This window comes from Streptomyces sp. NPDC048734, from assembly GCF_043198675.1.
Classification (GTDB): Bacteria; Actinomycetota; Actinomycetes; order Streptomycetales; family Streptomycetaceae; genus Streptomyces.
Genome location: NZ_JBICUZ010000025.1, coordinates 46,740 through 64,244, shown reverse-complemented (window position 1 = coordinate 64,244; position 17,505 = coordinate 46,740). Strand labels below are relative to the sequence as shown.

The following is a 17,505-nucleotide window of genomic DNA, read 5'->3' as shown; positions in this document are numbered from 1 at the left end:
TTCCGACTCTACCAGACCGTTTCCCGGCCCGATTTCCTCGGCGCTTTCCAGGCTCCCGCTTTTGTTTCGCGGTTTCCTTTCCGGCGGTTCCGACTTTATCAGAAGTTCTGAGTCGGTTTTCCCGGCCCTTCCCGGTTGGCCGGTCCGACACACAAGGCGTCGAGGGCTTCCCGTTCAGGCGGAGTCGTAAACGTACTGGAGCGGGGCGCCCCGATGCAAATCGAGGTGCCCCGCCCCAGGTTGACGCCGGTGAGGGGTCGTCAGCCCGTCAGACCTCCACGACGACCGGGAGGATCATCGGCCTGCGCCGGTAGGTGTCGGAGACCCATTTGCCCAGGGTGCGGCGGATGAGTTGCTGCAACTGGTGCGGCTCGACGACCCCGTCCTGGGCCGACCGTTCCAGGACCTCGTTGATCTTCGGCACGACGGCTCCGAAGGCGGAGTCGTCGATACCGGACCCGCGGGCCTGGATGTGCGGGCCGGCGGTGATCTTGCCGGTCGAGGAGTCCACGACCAGGAAGACCGAGATGATGCCCTCGTCCCCCAAGATCTTCCGGTCCTTCAGCGCCGGCTCGCCCACATCGCCGACCGAGAGGCCGTCGACGTACACGTAACCCGCCTGGACCTTGCCCGAGATCCTGGCCTTGCCCTGGACGAGGTCGACGACGATGCCGTCCTCGGCGATGACGATCTGGTCGTGCGGGACGCCGGTGAGGGCGCCCAGTTCGGCGTTGGCGCGCAGGTGCCGCCATTCGCCGTGGACCGGCATCAGGTTCTTCGGCCGGCAGATGTTGTAGAAGTACAACAGCTCGCCCGCGGAGGCGTGGCCCGAGACGTGCACCTTGGCGTTGCCCTTGTGGACGACATTGGCGCCCCAGCGGGTCAGGCCGTTGATCACGCGGTAGACCGCGTTCTCGTTGCCGGGGATGAGCGACGACGCCAGGATCACGGTGTCGCCGTCGACGATGCGGATCTGGTGGTCACGGTTGGCCATGCGGGACAGGGCGGCCATCGGTTCGCCCTGGGAGCCCGTGCAGACCAGGACCACCTCGTGATCCGGAAGGTCGTCCAGGCTGCGGACGTCCACCACCAGGCCCGGCGGGACCTTGAGGTAGCCCAGATCGCGGGCGATGCCCATGTTGCGGACCATCGAGCGACCGACGAAGGCGACCCTGCGGCCGTACTCGTGGGCCGCGTCCAGGATCTGCTGGATGCGGTGGACGTGGCTGGCGAAGCTCGCCACGATGATCCGCTTGCTGGCGTTCGCGAAGACCGTGCGCAGGACGTTGGAGATGTCGCGCTCGGGCGGGACGAATCCCGGGACCTCCGCGTTCGTCGAGTCGGAGAGGAGGAGGTCGATGCCTTCCTCGCTGAGCCGGGCGAACGCGTGGAGGTCCGTGAGGCGGTTGTCCAGCGGGAGCTGGTCCATCTTGAAGTCGCCCGTGTGGACCGCCATGCCGGCCGGGGTGCGGATGGCGACCGCGAGGGCGTCCGGGATGGAGTGGTTGACCGCGACGAACTCGCAGTCGAACGGGCCGATGCGCTCGCGGTGCCCCTCCGCCACCTCAAGGGTGTAGGGGCGGATGCGGTGCTCCTGGAGCTTGGCCTCGATCAGGGCGAGGGTCAGCTTGGAGCCGATCAGCGGGATGTCCGGCTTCTCCCGGAGGAGGTAGGGGACGCCGCCGATGTGGTCCTCGTGGCCATGCGTGAGGACGATGCCCTCGATGTCGTCGAGGCGGTCCCGGATGGACGTGAAGTCCGGCAGGATCAGGTCGATTCCCGGCTGCTCCTCCTCGGGGAAGAGCACTCCGCAGTCGACGATCAGCAGGCGACCGCCGTACTCGAAGACCGTCATGTTGCGGCCGATCTCGCCGAGGCCGCCGAGCGGGGTGACCCGCAGGCCTCCCTCGGGGAGCGGCGGGGGCGGGCCCAGTTCGGGGTGCGGATGACTCAAAAGACTCTCCTCAAACACGCGCGCCACGTACCGGTGGGGCACGTGGCGCGCGTGACGTTCGTGCAGAAGCAGTTGTGGATGTGCGCAGGCACCGGTGGCCTGCCGTATTCAGTTGTGAAGTCTGGTGTCAGAGCTGTACCCCGCCGGCGGCAAGATCGATCTTGAGCTGGGCGGTCTCTTCCGCGGTGAGTTCCACCATGGGCGGCCGCAGCGGGCCCGCGGGCAGGCCCTGAAGGGTGAGCGCGGCCTTCGTGGTCATGACGCCCTGGGTGCGGAACATGCCCGTGTAGACCGGGAGCAGCTTCTGGTGGATCTCCGTGGCCTTGTGGACGTCACCCGAGGTGAACGCGTCCACGAGGGCGCGCAGGTCCGGGGTGACGACGTGACCGACGACGGAGACGAAGCCGACCGCGCCCACGGAGAGCAGCGGCAGGTTCAGCATGTCGTCGCCGGAGTACCAGGCCAGGCGCGAGCGGGCGATGGCCCAGCTCGCGCGGCCGAGGTCGCCCTTGGCGTCCTTGTTGGCGACGATCCGCGGGTGCTCGGCCAGGCGGACCAGCGTCTCGGTACTGATCGGGACGCCGCTGCGGCCGGGGATGTCGTAGAGCATGACCGGCAGCTCGGTGGCGTCGGCGACGGCCGTGAAGTGCCGGTAGAGGCCCTCCTGCGGGGGCTTGTTGTAGTACGGCGTGACGACGAGCAGGCCGTGTGCGCCGGTCCGCTGCGCCGCGCGCGCCAGCTCGATGCTGTGGTGGGTGTCGTTGGTGCCGACTCCGGCCACGACGTGGGCCCGGTCTCCGACGGCCTCCAGGACAGCTCGTACCAGGTCCGATTTCTCCGCGTCGCTGGTGGTGGGCGACTCACCGGTGGTGCCGTTGACGATCAGGCCGTCGTTGCCTGCGTCCACCAGGTGGGTGGCGAGCCGCTGTGCGCCGTCGAGGTCGAGTGCGCCGTCCGCCGTGAAGGGCGTGACCATGGCGGTGAGGACCCGCCCGAAGGGGGTCTGCGGAGTGGAGGTCGGAGCCATGGGGAACACGCTACTCGTTGCTCGGGGCGGGGTCTGCCCTCGGGGCGGACGACAAGTGGTGACAAATGCGGAGCCCGGCACTGCCTGCTCGGGGGTTCAGGCAGTGCCGGGTCCGTTTGATCAGGCTAGATGAACTTCTCCAAATGCCGCAATACGGACACTTCACGCGGATGATCCGCACATACGTCTCCGTTGCAGAACGGCTGACCGAAGCGGCTTACGGGGCGACCCTGCCGTTGGCGTTGAAGGCCGCGTGGGTGAGGGGCATGAGCTTCGCCCACTCGGCCTCCATCTTCTCGCCGACCATCTCGATCTCCCGCTGTGGGAAGGACGGGACCTTGGCCAGTTCGTGCTGGGTGCGCAGGCCGAGGAAGTGCATCAGGGAGCGGGCGTTGCAGGTGGCGTACATCGAGGAGAACAGGCCGACCGGGAGGACCGCACGGGCGACCTCGCGGGCGACGCCCGCGGCGAGCATCTCCCGGTAGGCGGAGTAGGCCTGGCGGTAGGAGTCCTCCATCGTGCGGCTGACCAGTTCCTGCTGGTCCTCGCTGCCCTCCACGAAGACGTACTTGCCGGGGCGGCCCTGCTGCACGAGCTTGCGGGAGGCGTCCGGGACGTAGAAGACCGGCTGGAGCTCCCGGTAGCGGCCGGACTCCTCGTTGTACGACCAGCCCGCGCGGTGCCGCATGAACTCGCGGAAGACGAAGATCGGGGCGCTGATGAAGAAGGTCATCGAGTTGTGCTCGAAGGGGCTGCCGTGGCGGTCCCGCATCAGGTAGTTGATGAGCCCCTTGGAGCGCTCGGGGTCCTTCTTCAGCTCGTCCAGGGACTGCTCGCCGGCGGTCGAGACGCGGGCGGCGAACAGCACGTCCGCGTCGGACGCGGTGTGCTTGACCAGTTCGACGGTGACGTCGCTCCGGAGTTCGATCTTGGCCTCGTCGTCGGGGGTGGGGGTCACGGTTCGGGGGTCCTTCCATCGCGTCTGCGGAGCGGCGCCAACTTTACGACGGCCGCCGGGCCGGGAGTTTCACGGGCGCCGCGGGATCCGCACAGGACGTCTGCCGATATGGGGCACGTTTTCGGGCACTCGCTCGTCTGTACCGGTGACGGCCGTCATCGGTGACGGCCGTCGGTCGCCGAGTCCACTCGTCAGCTCCCAGGAGGACGTACCCGTCATGTTCCGTCGGCGCGAGCCCGTACCCTTCGCCTTCCTCGCCGAGGACGACAGGTTCCGTAGCAATGTCGCTCCCCCGCCTCCTGAGCGGTCCTCCTTGGGGCAGCTGGCCGGGCGCTGGCTGCTGGGGCTCACCATCGTGGCCTCCCTGGTGGGTTCGCTGGTCATCGGGATGCCGGCGCTGTCCGCGGACCACTCCGTCCCCGACCAGCAGTCACAGGCCTCCCGGGGCCGCTGACCCCGTCCGGACCCCCGGAGGTGGTGAGCGGGGACACAGGCGGATAGCCTCACCGGCACAGCCCACGCATGGACGAGTGAGGACCAGCCGTGCCCCTGCCCTTCCTGACGGCCGACCGCGCATTCGAGGCAGCGGACGAGGTCGCGCTGCCCTTCGACGACCGTGAGCACTGGCGGCGGCCCTACCGGCCCGGCCCGTGGCGGGTCGCGGCGGCCGCGCTGTGCCTGCTGCTCGCGTCGTACGTGCTGTTCGCGGCGGTGATCATCGCGTTGACCGGCTCGGTGTCCGAGGCCGGCATCGTCTTCGGTCTGTCGTTGCTGGTGATCGGCGGCGCGCTGCGGCTGCTGCGGATGGGGGTGTGGGTGAGCGCGCGCGGGGTGCGCCAGGTGAACTTCCTCGTCACGCGGACGGTGACCTGGAACCGCGTCGTGGCCGTGCGGACCGTGCAGCAGCCCGTGCGCTGGATGGGTCTGCCGCGCACCGTGCAGGGCCAGGCGCTGACCCTCGTACGGCGGGACCGGGCCGCGGAGGGCGCGGTGCCGCTGCTCACCTCGCACGGGGCCGACTTCCTGGCACGGCCGGAGGCGTTCGACCGGGCCGCGGACTCCGTGGAGGCGTGGGCCGACGAGTACCGGCGGCCCTGAGGACACACCTGAGGCGGCCCGGTCCGGAGGTGCGGACCGGGCCTTCTCGTGCACAGGCTCAGGACGAGTGCGCGGCCTCAGGACGACTGCGCGCGGTCTCAGGAGGAGGCCGGGTGCCGTGTGGTGCCGTGCAGGGTGATGGCGCGCTGCATGGCCTTGCGGGCGCGCGGGGTGTCCCGGGCGTCGTGGTAGGCGACGGCGAGGCGGAACCAGGTGCGCCAGTCGTCGGGAGCCGCTTCCGTCTCGGCCTTGCGGCGGGCGAACACCGCGTCGGCCGAGTCGCGGTCGACGCGGCCGCTGGGGGTGCGCTTCAGCTCGTCGACGGGCAGGCCGCCCTCGGCGTCGAGTTCGGCGGCGAGCTGGTTGGCCCGGCGGACGAACTGGGTGTTCTTCCACAGGAACCAGACGCCGATGACCGGCAGGATCAGCACCGCCACGCCGAAGGTGACGGTGAGGAGCGTGCCGGACCGGATGAGCATGACGCCGCGGCTGCCGGCCAGGACGAAGTAGAAGACCAGGACGGCGGCCGTGAGGGCGTAGGAGAGCTTCGCACGCATGGCAGTCAGGGGCTCAGTTCAGGTCCAGGAAGTGTTCCAGGCCGAAGGTCAGGCCCGGAGTCGTCACCACGCGGCGGGCGCCCAGCAGGATGCCCGGCATGAAGCTGCTGTGGTGCAGGGAGTCGTGGCGGATGGTCAGGGTCTCGCCCTCGGCGCCCAGCAGGACCTCCTGGTGGGCCAGCAGGCCGCGCAGGCGGACGGCGTGGACGGGGACGCCGTCGACGTCCGCGCCGCGGGCCCCGTCCAGGGCCGTCGCCGTGGCGTCCGGGGCGGGGGCGCAGCCGGCGGCGCGGCGGGCCTCGGCGATGAGCTGGGCGGTGCGCGTGGCGGTGCCGGAGGGGGCGTCCACCTTGTTCGGGTGGTGCAGCTCGACGACCTCGACCGACTCGAACCACGGCGCCGCGATCTGTGCGAACTTCATGGTCAGTACGGCCCCGATGGAGAAGTTCGGCGCGATGAGCACGCCCGTCTCCGGGGACCGCTCCAGCCAGCCGGTCAGCTGCGCGAGGCGTTCCTCGGTCCAGCCGGTGGTGCCGACGACGGCATGGATGCCGTGCCGTACGCAGTAGTCGAGGTTGTCCATGACCGAGGCCGGGGTGGTCAGTTCCACCGCGACCTGGGCGTCGGCCCCGGCCAGCGTCTCCAGCTCGTCACCCCGGCCGAGGGCGGCCACCAGCTCCATGTCCTCGGCGGCCTCGACCGCCCGGACCGCTTCGGCGCCGATGCGGCCCTTGGCGCCGAGGACCGCCACGCGCAGCTTGCTCATCTGTTGCTTCCTTACGGGAGGGGTTAGGCGACGGCCTCGTGCAGGCGGGACGCCTGCTTGTCCTTGAGCGGGCCGATGACCGACAGCGACGGGCGCCGTCCCAGGATGTCGCGGGCCACCTCGCGGACCTCGTCCGGGGTCACGGCCTCGATCCGGGTCAGCATGTCGTCGACGGACATCTGCTCGCCCCAGCACAGCTCGCTCTTGCCGATGCGGTTCATGAGCGCGCCGGTGTCCTCCAGGCCGAGGACCGTGGAGCCGCGCAGCTGGCCGATGGCCCGGGTGATCTCCTCGTCGGAGAGGCCGTGCTCGGCGACGGTGTCGAGTTCGTCGCGGCAGATCTTCAGCACGTCGTGCACCTGGCTGGGCCGGCAGCCGGCGTACACGCCGAACAGTCCGCAGTCGGCGAAGCCGGAGGTGTAGGAGTAGACGCTGTAGGCCAGGCCGCGCTTCTCGCGGACCTCCTGGAACAGTCGGGAGGACATGCCGCCGCCGAGAGCGGTGTTCAGCACGCCGAGGGCCCAGCGGCGCTCGTCGGTGCGGGGCAGGCCGGGCATGCCGAGGACGACGTGCGCCTGTTCGGTCTTGCGGCCGAGCAGTTCGACGCGGCCCGCGGTGCGGATGGTGCGCCGGCCGTCGCGCGGGGCGATGGGGGCGGCGTCGGTCTCCTTGAGCGCGCCGGCCTTCTCGAAGGCGGCGCGGACCTGCCGTACGACCTTGTTGTGGTCGATGTTGCCCGCGGCGGCGACCACCAGGTGGGTGGGGTCGTAGTGCTTCTTGTAGAAGCGGCGGATGCGGTCCGCGGTGAGGGCGTTGACGGTCTCGACCGTGCCGAGGACGGGGCGGCCGAGGGCGTTGTCGCCGAACATCGTGTGCGCGAACAGGTCGTGCACGCAGTCGCCCGGGTCGTCCTCCGTCATCGCGATCTCCTCGAGGATCGCGCCGCGCTCGACGTCGACGTCCTCCTCCCGGATCAGGGAGCCGGTCAGCATGTCGCTGACGACGTCGATGGCGAGCGGCAGGTCGGCGTCGAGCACGCGCGCGTAGTAGCACGTGTACTCCTTCGCCGTGAAGGCGTTCATCTCGCCGCCGACCGCGTCGAGGGCGGAGGAGATGTCCAGCGCGGACCTGCGCCGGGTGCCCTTGAAGAGCAGGTGCTCGAGGTAGTGGGTGGCGCCGTTCAGCGCCGGGGTCTCGTCGCGGGAGCCGACGTGTGCCCAGATGCCGAAGGTCGCGGAGCGGACCGAGGGGAGGGTCTCGGTGACGATGCGCAGGCCGCCCGGGAGGGTGGTCTTGCGGACCGTGCCGATGCCGTTCTCGCCCTTGATGAGGGTTTGGGTACGGGCGACGGCCCGCGCCTCCGAAGAGGGGCGGGCCGTCACCTTGGAGCTACGGGACGTCACTGCTCGGCGTCGTCCTTCTTGTCGTCGTCGGACGCTTCGCCCTCGATCACGGGGATGAGGGAGAGCTTGCCGCGGGAGTCGATCTCGGCGATCTCGACCTGGACCTTGGCGCCCACGCCGAGGACGTCCTCGACGTTCTCCACGCGCTTGCCGCCGGCGAGCTTGCGGATCTGCGAGATGTGCAGCAGACCGTCCTTGCCCGGCATCAGCGACACGAACGCGCCGAAGGTGGTCGTCTTCACGACCGTGCCCAGGTAGCGCTCGCCGACCTCGGGCATCGTCGGGTTGGCGATGCTGTTGATCGTGGCGCGGGCGGCCTCGGCGGACGGGCCGTCGACGGCGCCGATGTAGATGGTGCCGTCGTCCTCGATCGTGATGTCGGCGCCGGTGTCCTCCTGGATCTGGTTGATCATCTTGCCCTTGGGGCCGATGACCTCGCCGATCTTGTCCACGGGGATCTTGACGGTGATGATCCGCGGGGCGTTGGGGGACATCTCGTCCGGCGTGTCGATCGCTTCCATCATCACGTCGAGGATGTGGAGGCGGGCGTCACGGGCCTGCTTGAGGGCGGCGGCCAGGACGGAGGCGGGGATGCCGTCCAGCTTGGTGTCGAGCTGGAGGGCGGTGACGAACTCCTTGGTGCCGGCGACCTTGAAGTCCATGTCGCCGAAGGCGTCCTCCGCACCGAGGATGTCGGTGAGGGCGACGTAGTGCGTCTCGCCGTTGATCTCCTGGGAGATCAGGCCCATGGCGATACCGGCGACGGGGGCCTTCAGGGGCACACCGGCGTTCAGCAGCGACATGGTGGAGGCGCAGACGGAGCCCATGGACGTCGAGCCGTTGGAGCCGAGGGCCTCGGACACCTGACGGATCGCGTAGGGGAACTCCTCGCGCGTCGGCAGCACCGGCACGATGGCGCGCTCGGCGAGGGCGCCGTGGCCGATCTCGCGGCGCTTGGGGGAGCCGACGCGGCCGGTCTCGCCGACGGAGTACGGCGGGAAGTTGTAGTTGTGCATGTAGCGCTTGCGGGTCACCGGGGAGAGGGTGTCCAGCTGCTGCTCCATGCGGAGCATGTTGAGGGTGGTGACGCCCAGGATCTGGGTCTCGCCACGCTCGAACAGCGCGGAGCCGTGCACGCGCGGGATGGCCTCGACCTCGGCGGCGAGCGTACGGATGTCCGTGACGCCGCGGCCGTCGATGCGCTTCTTCTCCTTGATCACGCGCTCGCGGACCAGCTGCTTGGTGAGCGAGCGGTACGCGGCGGAGATCTCCTTCTCGCGCCCCTCGAACTCCGGCAGGAGCTTCTCGGCGGCGAGCGCCTTGACGCGGTCCAGCTCGGCCTCGCGCTCCTGCTTGCCCGCGATGGTCAGCGCGGCGGAGAGCTCCGGGCGGACGGCGGCGGACAGCGCCTCCAGGACGTCGTCCTGGTGGTCGAGGAAGATCGGGAACTCGCCGGTCGGCTTGGCGGCCTTGGCGGCGAGGTCGGCCTGGGCCCTGCAGAGCACCTTGATGAAGGGCTTCGCGGCGTCCAGACCGGCGGCGACGACCTCCTCGGTCGGCGCCTCGGCGCCGCCCTCGATCAGCTTGATGGTCTTCTCGGTGGCCTCGGCCTCGACCATCATGATCGCGACGTCGCCGTCCTCCAGGACGCGACCGGCGACGACCATGTCGAAGACGGCGTCCTCCAGCTCGGTGTGCGTCGGGAAGGCGACCCACTGGCCGCGGATCAGCGCGACGCGGACGCCGCCGATCGGGCCGGAGAAGGGCAGGCCGGCCAGCTGCGTGGACGCGGACGCGGCGTTGATCGCCACGACGTCGTACAGGTGGTCGGGGTTGAGGGCCATGATCGTGGCGACGACCTGGATCTCGTTGCGCAGGCCCTTCTTGAAGGACGGGCGCAGCGGGCGGTCGATCAGGCGGCAGGTGAGGACGGCGTCCTCGGAGGGGCGGCCCTCACGGCGGAAGAAGCTGCCGGGGATCTTGCCGGCGGCGTACATCCGCTCCTCGACGTCCACCGTGAGGGGGAAGAAGTCGAGCTGGTCCTTGGGGTTCTTGGAGGCGGAGGTGGCCGACAGCACCATGGTGTCGTCGTCCAGGTAGGCCACGGCCGAGCCGGCGGCCTGGCGGGCCAGACGGCCCGTCTCGAAGCGGATGGTGCGGGTGCCGAAGGTGCCGTTGTCAATGACGGCTTCGGCGTAGTGGGTCTCGTTCTCCACTAGCGTTTTCTCCTCGTCTTCGTCCCCTGGGCTGCCCGTGTGGCAGGGGGACGGTGGCGGAGAGGCGCTCCGTGCGGTGCGGGCCGGTCTTCGATCGAAGCACCCGGGGCTCGCTTTCCCCCGGGGGCCACTACCGAGGACCGGCGGCGGCTACGTGCGCCTCTCCTCGTCTGTTCGTCTGTCTCGTGCCTATTGCGTTCTGCTACCACACTACAAAGCGTGGGTGACACTCCGCACGTTTGCGCACGTACGGCAAAGGGAGCGGTCCCCGCATGATGACGGGAACCGCTCCCTTCATGGCGTCCTACTTGGCGCCGCCGGCCGCACCGCGGCGGATGCCGAGGCGGTCGACCAGGGCACGGAAGCGCTGGATGTCCTTCTTGGCCAGGTACTGCAGCAGCCGGCGGCGCTGACCGACCAGGATGAGCAGACCACGGCGGGAGTGGTGGTCGTGCTTGTGGGTCTTGAGGTGCTCGGTCAGGTCGGAGATCCGACGGGAGAGCATGGCGACCTGGACCTCGGGGGAGCCGGTGTCGCCCTCCTTCTGGCCGAACTCGGCGATGATCTGCTTCTTCGTAGCGGCGTCGAGCGACACGCGTACTCCTCGTAGTCCGTGGTGGGCCACCGAGTGCCCCCGGTCTGTGTCTCGGGGGAGCTTCCGTTACTCGGGAGGCGGGGATCCGCTGGGCGCGGCCTCCAGGACCATCAGGGACCATCAGGTCTGCTGAGGGCGATCCGGGGGTGCGTACACAAACGTCCGTCCATCAGGGTACCAGGAGGTGGCGGGCGCCTTCGCCGCGGTCCGCGAACCCCTGAGGAGGCGTCGGGGTGGCCACTAGGGTGGCGCTCGGATCGTTCTTTCAGGGAAGCAACGTTGTTCGTCCGTACGTCGGGAAGGGGTCGCTGCGACATGGCGGAGACGGCAGAGGAGACCAAGGCGCGCAAGGAGCGGGAGAGGGACGAGCTGTACGCCCTCGACATCTCCGGCGTCGAGTGGCACAGCGCGCCCGGCACGGAGGAGCACGAGGAGCGGGTGGAAATCGCCTACCTTCCCGCCGGCGCGGTGGCGATGCGGTCGTCGCTCGACCCCGGCACCGTGCTGCGCTACACGGAGGCGGAGTGGCGTGCCTTCGTCCTGGGAGCGCGGGACGGCGAGTTCGACCTGGAGCCGGCGCCGCACAACGGCGGACAGACGGCGCGGTAGGCGGCGCGACAGGCGGCTCGCGTCCGCGCCGTCGCCTTCCCGCCACCGCGCCCCGGGGGCCGGGGACCGGGGACCGGGCAAGTCCGCTTCGGCAGGCCGGCGGCGGGCCCCGGCCTTCTTGACGCCGGAGAAGAGGCGGCCGTTCTGGACGACGACGTTGTGGTCGGTCATCGTCGTCAGCGCGGCCTCGGCCCGCAGGCCGAAGGGGAAGTACGGCCTCTCGTCGCCGGTCTCCGGGGCCGGGGGCGCCCGTGCGTCGAGCGTGAGGTGGTCGTCGCTCACACGTACGGCGAGTGACCGGACACCCTCGGCGGTCCCGGTCCTTGCCCGTGACGGTCTGGTCCTGTCGTGGCCTGATCACCGTCATGACCTGATCGCTGTCATGACCTGACGGCTGTCATGGCCTGACGGCTGTGACGTCGCCCCGCCGCCCCGCCGCCCCGCCGGGGCGGTGGGGCGGCGGGGCGGCGGTCGGCCGACTTGCCGACCGGTCAGCTCGTCATCGCGCGGGCGGCCGCGTAGACGTCGAAGACGGCCAGCGCCAGGGGCACCAGGGTGAGCAGGACGAAGCCTTCGGCGATCTCCGTGAACCGTCCCCAGAACGGCGTGAGACCGCCGCGCGAGCCGATCAGGCCGATCGCGGTGACGAGCGCGGCCGCCGCCGCGATCGCGGCGACCAGCCAGATCGTCCGCACGTCCAGGTCGGTGCGGTCGCCCGCGAGGGCGTCGCGGAACACCGACACGGGCGGGTTGAGCGCCAGCCCGAGGCCGAGCAGCACGAGGGAGGCGAGGCCGGCGGCGAGGACGGGGGCGACCTGCGCGGTGTAGCGGAAGAGGTGGGCGCGCATCAGCAGGGCGATGCCCACGGCCAGGGCGAGCAGCTGGGCCCAGAAGCCGTCGGAGAAGCCGAGGACCGAGCAGGCGCCGACCGCGATCAGGGCGCAGCCGCCGACCAGTCCGACGAGCAGTTCGTGGCCGCGGCGGGCCTGGGCGGTGATCCGCTCGACGTCGACCGGCTCCTGGGGGGCGGGATCGGCGCCGTACGCGCTGCGCCGGGTGGTGTCGGGGGTGTCGAAGCCGATCGGCAGCCGGGCGAAGCGCATGGAGAGGCCGGGCAGGAAGGCGAGGGCGCCCACGGCGACGGGCGCGCACAGGGCGGCGGTCTCGGACGGCGTCCAGTGCGCGAGGATCGCCGCGAACACCGCCGCGAGACCGGCGCCGGACGCCACGACGAAGGCGACGAACGGGCCGTCCCCGCCCGGCGAGCACAGGGTGAGGAGCACCGCGGCCAGCAGGACCGCCGCGCAGGCCAGGAGGAACTGGAGTTTGCCGACGCCCTGGCCGTCGGCGAGCGGGAGGAGTCCCGAGCCTGCCACGCCGACGTTGGGCAGCGCGCCGAGTCCGAGGGCGACGGCGGAGGGCCGGTCGTCGTAGACACGGGCGCGGACGCAGGCGAGGGCGACCAGCAGGACGCCGACGACCGCGGCGAGGATGCCCGGCAGGGAGTGCATGTCGTGGCGCGGGTCGCCCGTCCAGGCCACGAAGGCGAGCAGGACCGGCAGGACGCCTCCCCCGACCAGGCCCGCGGCCCGGGTCAGGTCGCCGCCCCACAGGGCGTGCTCGCGGGTCACGGCCGCGGCGACCGCCTCGGAGACGTCGTCGAAGACGGCGGGCGGCAGCGACTCCGAGAAGGGGCGCAGCGAGAGGAGTTCGCCGTCGAGGATGTGCTGCGCGGCGAACGAGCGGGAGCCGTCCAGGACGGTGCCGTCCCGGCGCACGAGGTGGTAGCCGACCGGGGCGCCCTCGGCGGGGCTCTGCCGGGAGAGTCGGAGGATCTCCGGGTAGAGGTCGACGACCGGGATGTCGTCGGGCAGCGCCACGTCGATCCGGCTGTCGGGCGCGACGATCGTGACCCGGCAGAAGCCGAGGCCCGTCCCGGAGGCGGCGCCCGGTCCCTGCCCTCCTCCAGTGGCTGCCGCGGAGGCCGTGATGCTCACCTGCTGCTCCCCCTCAGTGATGGTTCCGCGTCGGCGGTGTGAAAATTTCCGGTCCGTGCCGTGCCGCGTGGGACCGGTGGGTCCGACCGGGCGGCGAAACGGCCGCCGTCGGGCGGCCGGAGAGCGCCGAACCGTTCCCGTTCTCACGGAATGTCCCGGCTCACCCGGACCGACTCGCATGTGCTCACGCGAACATCCGGCACCCTACCGCCCCCTCGTCGCACGGGAAGTCAGTAGGATCACGCGGCGGCCCGCGTCCGCCTGACACGGGGTGGCGGACGGTACTTACCCGGGGCCGGCAAGGGAATTGGTGAGCAGTGAGCCACATCGTCGTGAAGCGCCCTCCCCGGGCACTGCCGTCCGAGGTGCCCACGGGCGAGATCGCCGTGCAGCCCCCGCCCGAGCTGCCGCGGGGGCATCAGGAGAGCGTGCTGATGCAACTGCTGCCCACGCTGGGCATGGGCGGTTCGGTCGTCTTCTTCTTCACGAGCGGACAGCCGTTCATGCGCATCATGGGCATGATCATGATCGCCTCGACGGTGGCGATGTCCATCGCGATGGTGGTCCGCTTCCGCCGCGGCACGCAGGGGCAGTTGGCGGACCTGCGCCGCGACTACCTGAGCTATCTGGCGCAGACCCGGCTGACGACGATCGCCACCGCGAAGGCGCAGCGGGACGCCCAGTACTACCTGCACCCCTCCCCCGAGCAGCTGTGGGCCCTGGTCGCCGAGGGCAGCCGGGTGTGGGAACGGCGGCCCGGCGACGAGGACTTCGCCCAGGTCCGCGTCGGCCTCGGCGCCCAGTCGCTGGCCACCCCGCTCGTCAGCCCCGAGACCGGCCCCGTGGAGCAGTTGGAGCCGCTGACCGCGGGCGCCTTCCAGCGCTTCCTCGCCGTCCACGGCACCCTGGACGCCCTGCCGATGGCGGTGTCGCTGCGCGCCTTCTACCACGTCACGGTGAGCGGAGATCCGCAGTCGGTACGGTCCTCCGCCCGCGCCATGGCCGGTTCGCTGGCCGCACTGCACTCGCCCGAGGACCTCGTGCTCGTGGTCGCGGCGGGCCGGGACGAACTCGCGCACTGGGACTGGGCCAAGTGGCTGCCGCACGTGCAGGCGCCTGGCACGGTGGACGGCGCGGGCAGCCGCAGGCTGATCGGCGGTGACACGCGCGAACTGGAGAACCTGATCGCCTCCCGGCTCAGCGGCCGCCCGCGGTTCCACCCGGACGCGGCCCCGCTGCCGGAGGAGCCGCACATCGTCGTCGTCCTCGACGGCGTCTCGCTGCCGCCCGACTCGTTCCTGGCCAACCCCGAGGGGCTCCAGGGCGTGACGGTCCTCGAGGTCGTCCCCGGCGAGCTGTCCGGGCCCGGCGGCGAGCTGTCCATCGTCGTGGAACCCGGTGTGCTGCACCTGGAGTCGGGGCACGGGACCGTCTACGAGGGAACGCCCGACGCGCTGTCGTACGAGTCCGCCGAGGTGCTCGCCCGGCAGTTGGCGCCGCTGCGGATGGCCTCCGGCGGCGACGACGACGAACCGCTGCTGGCCAACCTGGAGTTCACCGACCTGCTGAACCTCGGTGACGCGGCGTCCGTGGACCCGAAGCGCACCTGGCGGCCGCGTTCGCTGGCCGAGCGGCTGCGGGTGCCGATCGGCGTCGGTGAGGACGGGCGTCCGGTCATGCTGGATCTCAAGGAGGCGGCGCAGGAGGGCATGGGCCCGCACGGTCTGTGCGTCGGCGCCACCGGCTCCGGCAAGTCCGAACTGCTGCGCACCCTGGTGCTGGGCCTGGCCGTGACCCACTCCTCGGAGACCCTGAACTTCGTCCTCGCCGACTTCAAGGGCGGCGCGACCTTCGCGGGCATGGCACAGATGCCGCACGTCGCGGCCGTGATCACCAACCTGGCGGACGACCTGACGCTGGTCGACCGCATGGGCGACTCCATCCGCGGCGAACTGAACCGCCGCCAGGAGATGCTGCGCGACGCGGGCAACTACGCCAACATCCACGACTACGAGAAGGCGCGCGCCGCCGGCGCCCCGCTCCAGCCGATCCCCTCCCTCGTCCTGGTGATCGACGAGTTCAGCGAACTGCTCACCGCAAAGCCGGACTTCATCGAGATGTTCGTGCAGATCGGCCGCATCGGCCGTTCGCTCGGTGTGCACCTGCTGCTGGCCTCGCAGCGCCTGGAGGAGGGCCGGCTGCGCGGCCTGGAGACGTACCTGTCGTACCGCATCGGTCTGCGCACCTTCTCGGCGGCCGAGTCGAGGGCGGCGCTGGGCGTGCCCGACGCGTACTCGCTGCCCAACGTGCCGGGTTCCGGCTTCCTGAAGTTCGGTACGGACGAGATGCTGCGGTTCAAGGCGGCGTACGTCTCCGGCGTCTACCGCTCCGGCCCGCAGCGGGCGGCGCTGGGCGGCGGTCAACTGCCGGTGGACCGGCAGCCGGTGCTGTTCACCGCGGCCGAGGTGCCGGTGCGGTACGCGACCGTGCCCCAGCAGCGCCCCTCCGGCGACGGTCCCGAGGTCGACGAGGCCCTCGCCGACACCGTCCTGGACGTCATCGTGCGCCGGCTGGAGGCCCAGGGTCCGGCGGCCCACCAGGTGTGGCTGCCGCCGCTGGACAGCCCGCCCTCGCTCGACGCGCTGCTGCCGGGCCTCACGGCCGTGCCGGGCCGCGGGCTCACCCAGCCCGGCTACGAGGGCGCGGGCCGCCTGGTCGTTCCGGTCGGCCTGGTGGACAAGCCGTTCGAGCAGCGCCGTGACGCCCTGTGGGTGGACTTCTCCGGTGCCGCGGGCCACATGCAGATCCTCGGCGGCCCGCAGTCCGGCAAGTCGACGCTGCTGCGCTCGCTGATCTGTTCCTTCGCCCTCACCCACACACCGCACGAGGTCCAGTTCTACGGCCTCGACTTCGGCGGCGGCGGCATGGCCTCGCTGGCCGGACTGCCGCACGTCGGCGGGGTGGCCTCGCGGCTGGACCCGGAGCGGGTGCGGCGCACGGTGGCCGAGGTGTACGGCGTGCTGACCCGCCGCGAGGAGTACTTCCGCTCCGCGGGCATCCCCTCGATCGCCGACTTCCGCAACAGGCGGGCCCGGGGCGAGATCTCGGTCACCGACCAGCCGTGGGGCGACGTCTTCCTCGTCATCGACGGCTGGGGCAACTTCCGCTCCGACTACGAGGCGCTCGACCAGATCATCCACGAGATCGCGGGCCGCGGCCTCGGCTACGGCATCCACCTGGTCCTGACGGCGTCCCGCTCGATGGAGGTCAGGGCCGCCCTCAAGGACCACCTGATGAACCGCCTGGAGCTGCGGCTCGGCGACACGATGGACTCCGAGATCGACCGCAAGGCAGCCGCGAACGTCCCGACGGGCGTTCCCGGCCGGGGCCTGTCCCCGCAGAAGCTGCACTTCATGGCGGCGGTGCCGCGCATCGACGGCCTCGCCTCCGACACCGACCTCGCCGACGCGACCCAGGCGCTGTCCGCCGAGGTCTCCCGCCACTGGGAGGCGCCCGGCGCCCCCGACGTACGGCTGCTGCCGCGCGAGTTCCCGGCCGAACAGCTCCCCGCGGGCGACCGGTTCCCGCGGCGCGGGGTCGCCTTCGCCCTCGACGAGGACAACCTCGAACCGGTGTACCTCGACTTCGAGCAGGACCCCTTCTTCCTCGTCTTCGGCGAGAGCGAGTCGGGCAAGTCGAACCTGCTGCGCCTGCTGATCAAGCAGCTCTCGCAGCGGTACGCGGGCGACGCGTGCAAGTTCTTCGTGGTCGACAACCGGCGCTCCCTGCTGGACGCGACGCCGGCCTCGCACCTGGCCGAGTACATCCCCATGTCCAACGCCATGGACCACCACATGTCCGCGCTGGCCGACCTGATGAAGCGCCGCTCCCCGACGGCGGACGTGACGGCGCAGCAGCTCCGGGACCGCAGCTGGTGGCGCGGACCGACCGTGTTCGTCGTCATCGACGACTACGACCTCGTCGCCACGTCCAGCGGCAACCCGCTGGCGGGGCTGACGGAGCTGCTCCCCTTCGCCCGGGACGTCGGCGTCCGCTTCATCGTCGCCCGCTCGACGGCCGGCGCCGGCCGTGCCTCGTACGAGGCGTTCATGCAGCGCATCAAGGAACTCGGTGCCCAGGGCGTGGTGCTGGCCGGCGACCCCGGGGAGGGCGACCTCCTCGGCGGGGTACGGCCGCGTCCGATGCCGGCGGGCCGGGGGATCTTCGTGTCCCGGCGGCGGGGGAAGCCGTTGGTTCAGGTGGGGTTGATGGCGGACGGGACCGAATGAAGTGCCCTGACGGAGAGCCGGTTTGACGTACCGGAC

Annotated in this window: 13 protein-coding genes; 4 read left to right on the top strand and 9 right to left on the bottom strand. The window is 70.9% G+C overall.

The window, feature by feature from the left end:
- Positions 1-268 precede the first annotated feature (268 nt).
- The 3 genes from ACGFQC_RS34895 to thyX form a co-directional block, all read right to left on the bottom strand.
- A complete protein-coding gene (locus tag ACGFQC_RS34895; RefSeq protein ID WP_363092062.1) occupies positions 269-1,954 on the bottom strand; it encodes a ribonuclease J in 1,686 nt (561 codons plus the stop codon).
- Between the two features lie 127 nt (positions 1,955-2,081).
- The gene (gene dapA, locus ACGFQC_RS34890) at positions 2,082-2,981 is read right to left on the bottom strand and encodes a 4-hydroxy-tetrahydrodipicolinate synthase (protein WP_363092061.1); all 900 of its coding nucleotides are present in this window, start codon (positions 2,979-2,981) and stop codon (positions 2,082-2,084) included.
- A gap of 217 nt (positions 2,982-3,198) precedes the next feature.
- Positions 3,199-3,939, bottom strand: a complete 741-nt coding sequence (gene thyX / locus ACGFQC_RS34885; RefSeq protein WP_363092060.1) for an FAD-dependent thymidylate synthase — start codon at positions 3,937-3,939, stop codon at positions 3,199-3,201.
- A gap of 217 nt (positions 3,940-4,156) precedes the next feature.
- On the opposite strand from thyX, the gene ACGFQC_RS34880 reads away from it, so the two are divergent.
- Together ACGFQC_RS34880 and ACGFQC_RS34875 are read left to right on the top strand one after the other, a co-directional pair.
- The gene (locus tag ACGFQC_RS34880) at positions 4,157-4,393 is read left to right on the top strand and encodes a hypothetical protein (protein ID WP_363092059.1); all 237 of its coding nucleotides are present in this window, start codon (positions 4,157-4,159) and stop codon (positions 4,391-4,393) included.
- Between the two features lie 89 nt (positions 4,394-4,482).
- Complete coding sequence (locus ACGFQC_RS34875) at positions 4,483-5,037, top strand: hypothetical protein (protein WP_363092058.1); 555 nt, start codon at positions 4,483-4,485, stop codon at positions 5,035-5,037.
- 98 nt (positions 5,038-5,135) lie between these two features.
- Here the strand turns inward: ACGFQC_RS34875 and ACGFQC_RS34870 are convergent, their stop codons facing one another.
- From ACGFQC_RS34870 to rpsO, 5 genes are all read right to left on the bottom strand, one after another.
- A complete protein-coding gene (locus ACGFQC_RS34870) occupies positions 5,136-5,594 on the bottom strand; it encodes a hypothetical protein (RefSeq protein WP_363092057.1) in 459 nt (152 codons plus the stop codon).
- Positions 5,595-5,607: 13 nt separating this feature from the next.
- Positions 5,608-6,360: a 4-hydroxy-tetrahydrodipicolinate reductase gene (dapB, locus tag ACGFQC_RS34865; RefSeq protein WP_363092056.1), complete on the bottom strand. Its 753-nt coding sequence runs from the start codon at positions 6,358-6,360 to the stop codon at positions 5,608-5,610.
- A 23-nt stretch (positions 6,361-6,383) separates the two neighbouring features.
- Positions 6,384-7,763 carry a pitrilysin family protein gene (locus ACGFQC_RS34860; protein WP_363092055.1) on the bottom strand — a complete coding sequence of 460 codons (1,380 nt, stop codon included), beginning with the start codon at positions 7,761-7,763 and terminating at the stop codon, positions 6,384-6,386.
- A complete protein-coding gene (locus tag ACGFQC_RS34855; RefSeq protein WP_363092054.1) occupies positions 7,760-9,979 on the bottom strand; it encodes a polyribonucleotide nucleotidyltransferase in 2,220 nt (739 codons plus the stop codon). Before ACGFQC_RS34855 ends, ACGFQC_RS34860 begins: the two co-directional genes overlap by 4 nt.
- A 304-nt stretch (positions 9,980-10,283) precedes the next feature.
- Positions 10,284-10,574 (bottom strand): 30S ribosomal protein S15, encoded by a 291-nt coding sequence (rpsO, locus tag ACGFQC_RS34850; protein WP_363092053.1) that lies wholly within the window; start codon positions 10,572-10,574, stop codon positions 10,284-10,286.
- A 315-nt stretch (positions 10,575-10,889) separates the two neighbouring features.
- On the opposite strand from rpsO, the gene ACGFQC_RS34845 reads away from it, so the two are divergent.
- Positions 10,890-11,183, top strand: coding sequence for a DUF397 domain-containing protein (locus ACGFQC_RS34845; RefSeq protein ID WP_363092052.1), 294 nt, complete (start codon positions 10,890-10,892; stop codon positions 11,181-11,183).
- 491 nt (positions 11,184-11,674) lie between these two features.
- On the opposite strand, the gene eccD is transcribed toward ACGFQC_RS34845, so the two are convergent.
- A complete protein-coding gene (eccD, locus tag ACGFQC_RS34840; RefSeq protein WP_363092051.1) occupies positions 11,675-13,180 on the bottom strand; it encodes a type VII secretion integral membrane protein EccD in 1,506 nt (501 codons plus the stop codon).
- Between the two features lie 317 nt (positions 13,181-13,497).
- Here eccD and eccCa point away from each other — a divergent pair, with 317 nt between their 5' ends.
- Positions 13,498-17,469 carry a type VII secretion protein EccCa gene (gene eccCa / locus ACGFQC_RS34835; protein WP_363092050.1) on the top strand — a complete coding sequence of 1,324 codons (3,972 nt, stop codon included), beginning with the start codon at positions 13,498-13,500 and terminating at the stop codon, positions 17,467-17,469.
- Positions 17,470-17,505 lie beyond the last annotated feature (36 nt).

What these genes read in the sequence shown, in the direction of transcription:
- dapA (WP_363092061.1), bottom strand. Translation starts at nt 2,981, where the DNA reads ATGGCTCCGACCTCCACTCCGCAGACCCCCTTCGGGCGGGTCCTCACC.
- ACGFQC_RS34880 (WP_363092059.1), top strand. Translation starts at nt 4,157, where the DNA reads ATGTTCCGTCGGCGCGAGCCCGTACCCTTCGCCTTCCTCGCCGAGGAC.
- ACGFQC_RS34870 (WP_363092057.1), bottom strand. Translation starts at nt 5,594, where the DNA reads ATGCGTGCGAAGCTCTCCTACGCCCTCACGGCCGCCGTCCTGGTCTTC.
- dapB (WP_363092056.1), bottom strand. Translation starts at nt 6,360, where the DNA reads ATGAGCAAGCTGCGCGTGGCGGTCCTCGGCGCCAAGGGCCGCATCGGC.
- ACGFQC_RS34845 (WP_363092052.1), top strand. Translation starts at nt 10,890, where the DNA reads ATGGCGGAGACGGCAGAGGAGACCAAGGCGCGCAAGGAGCGGGAGAGG.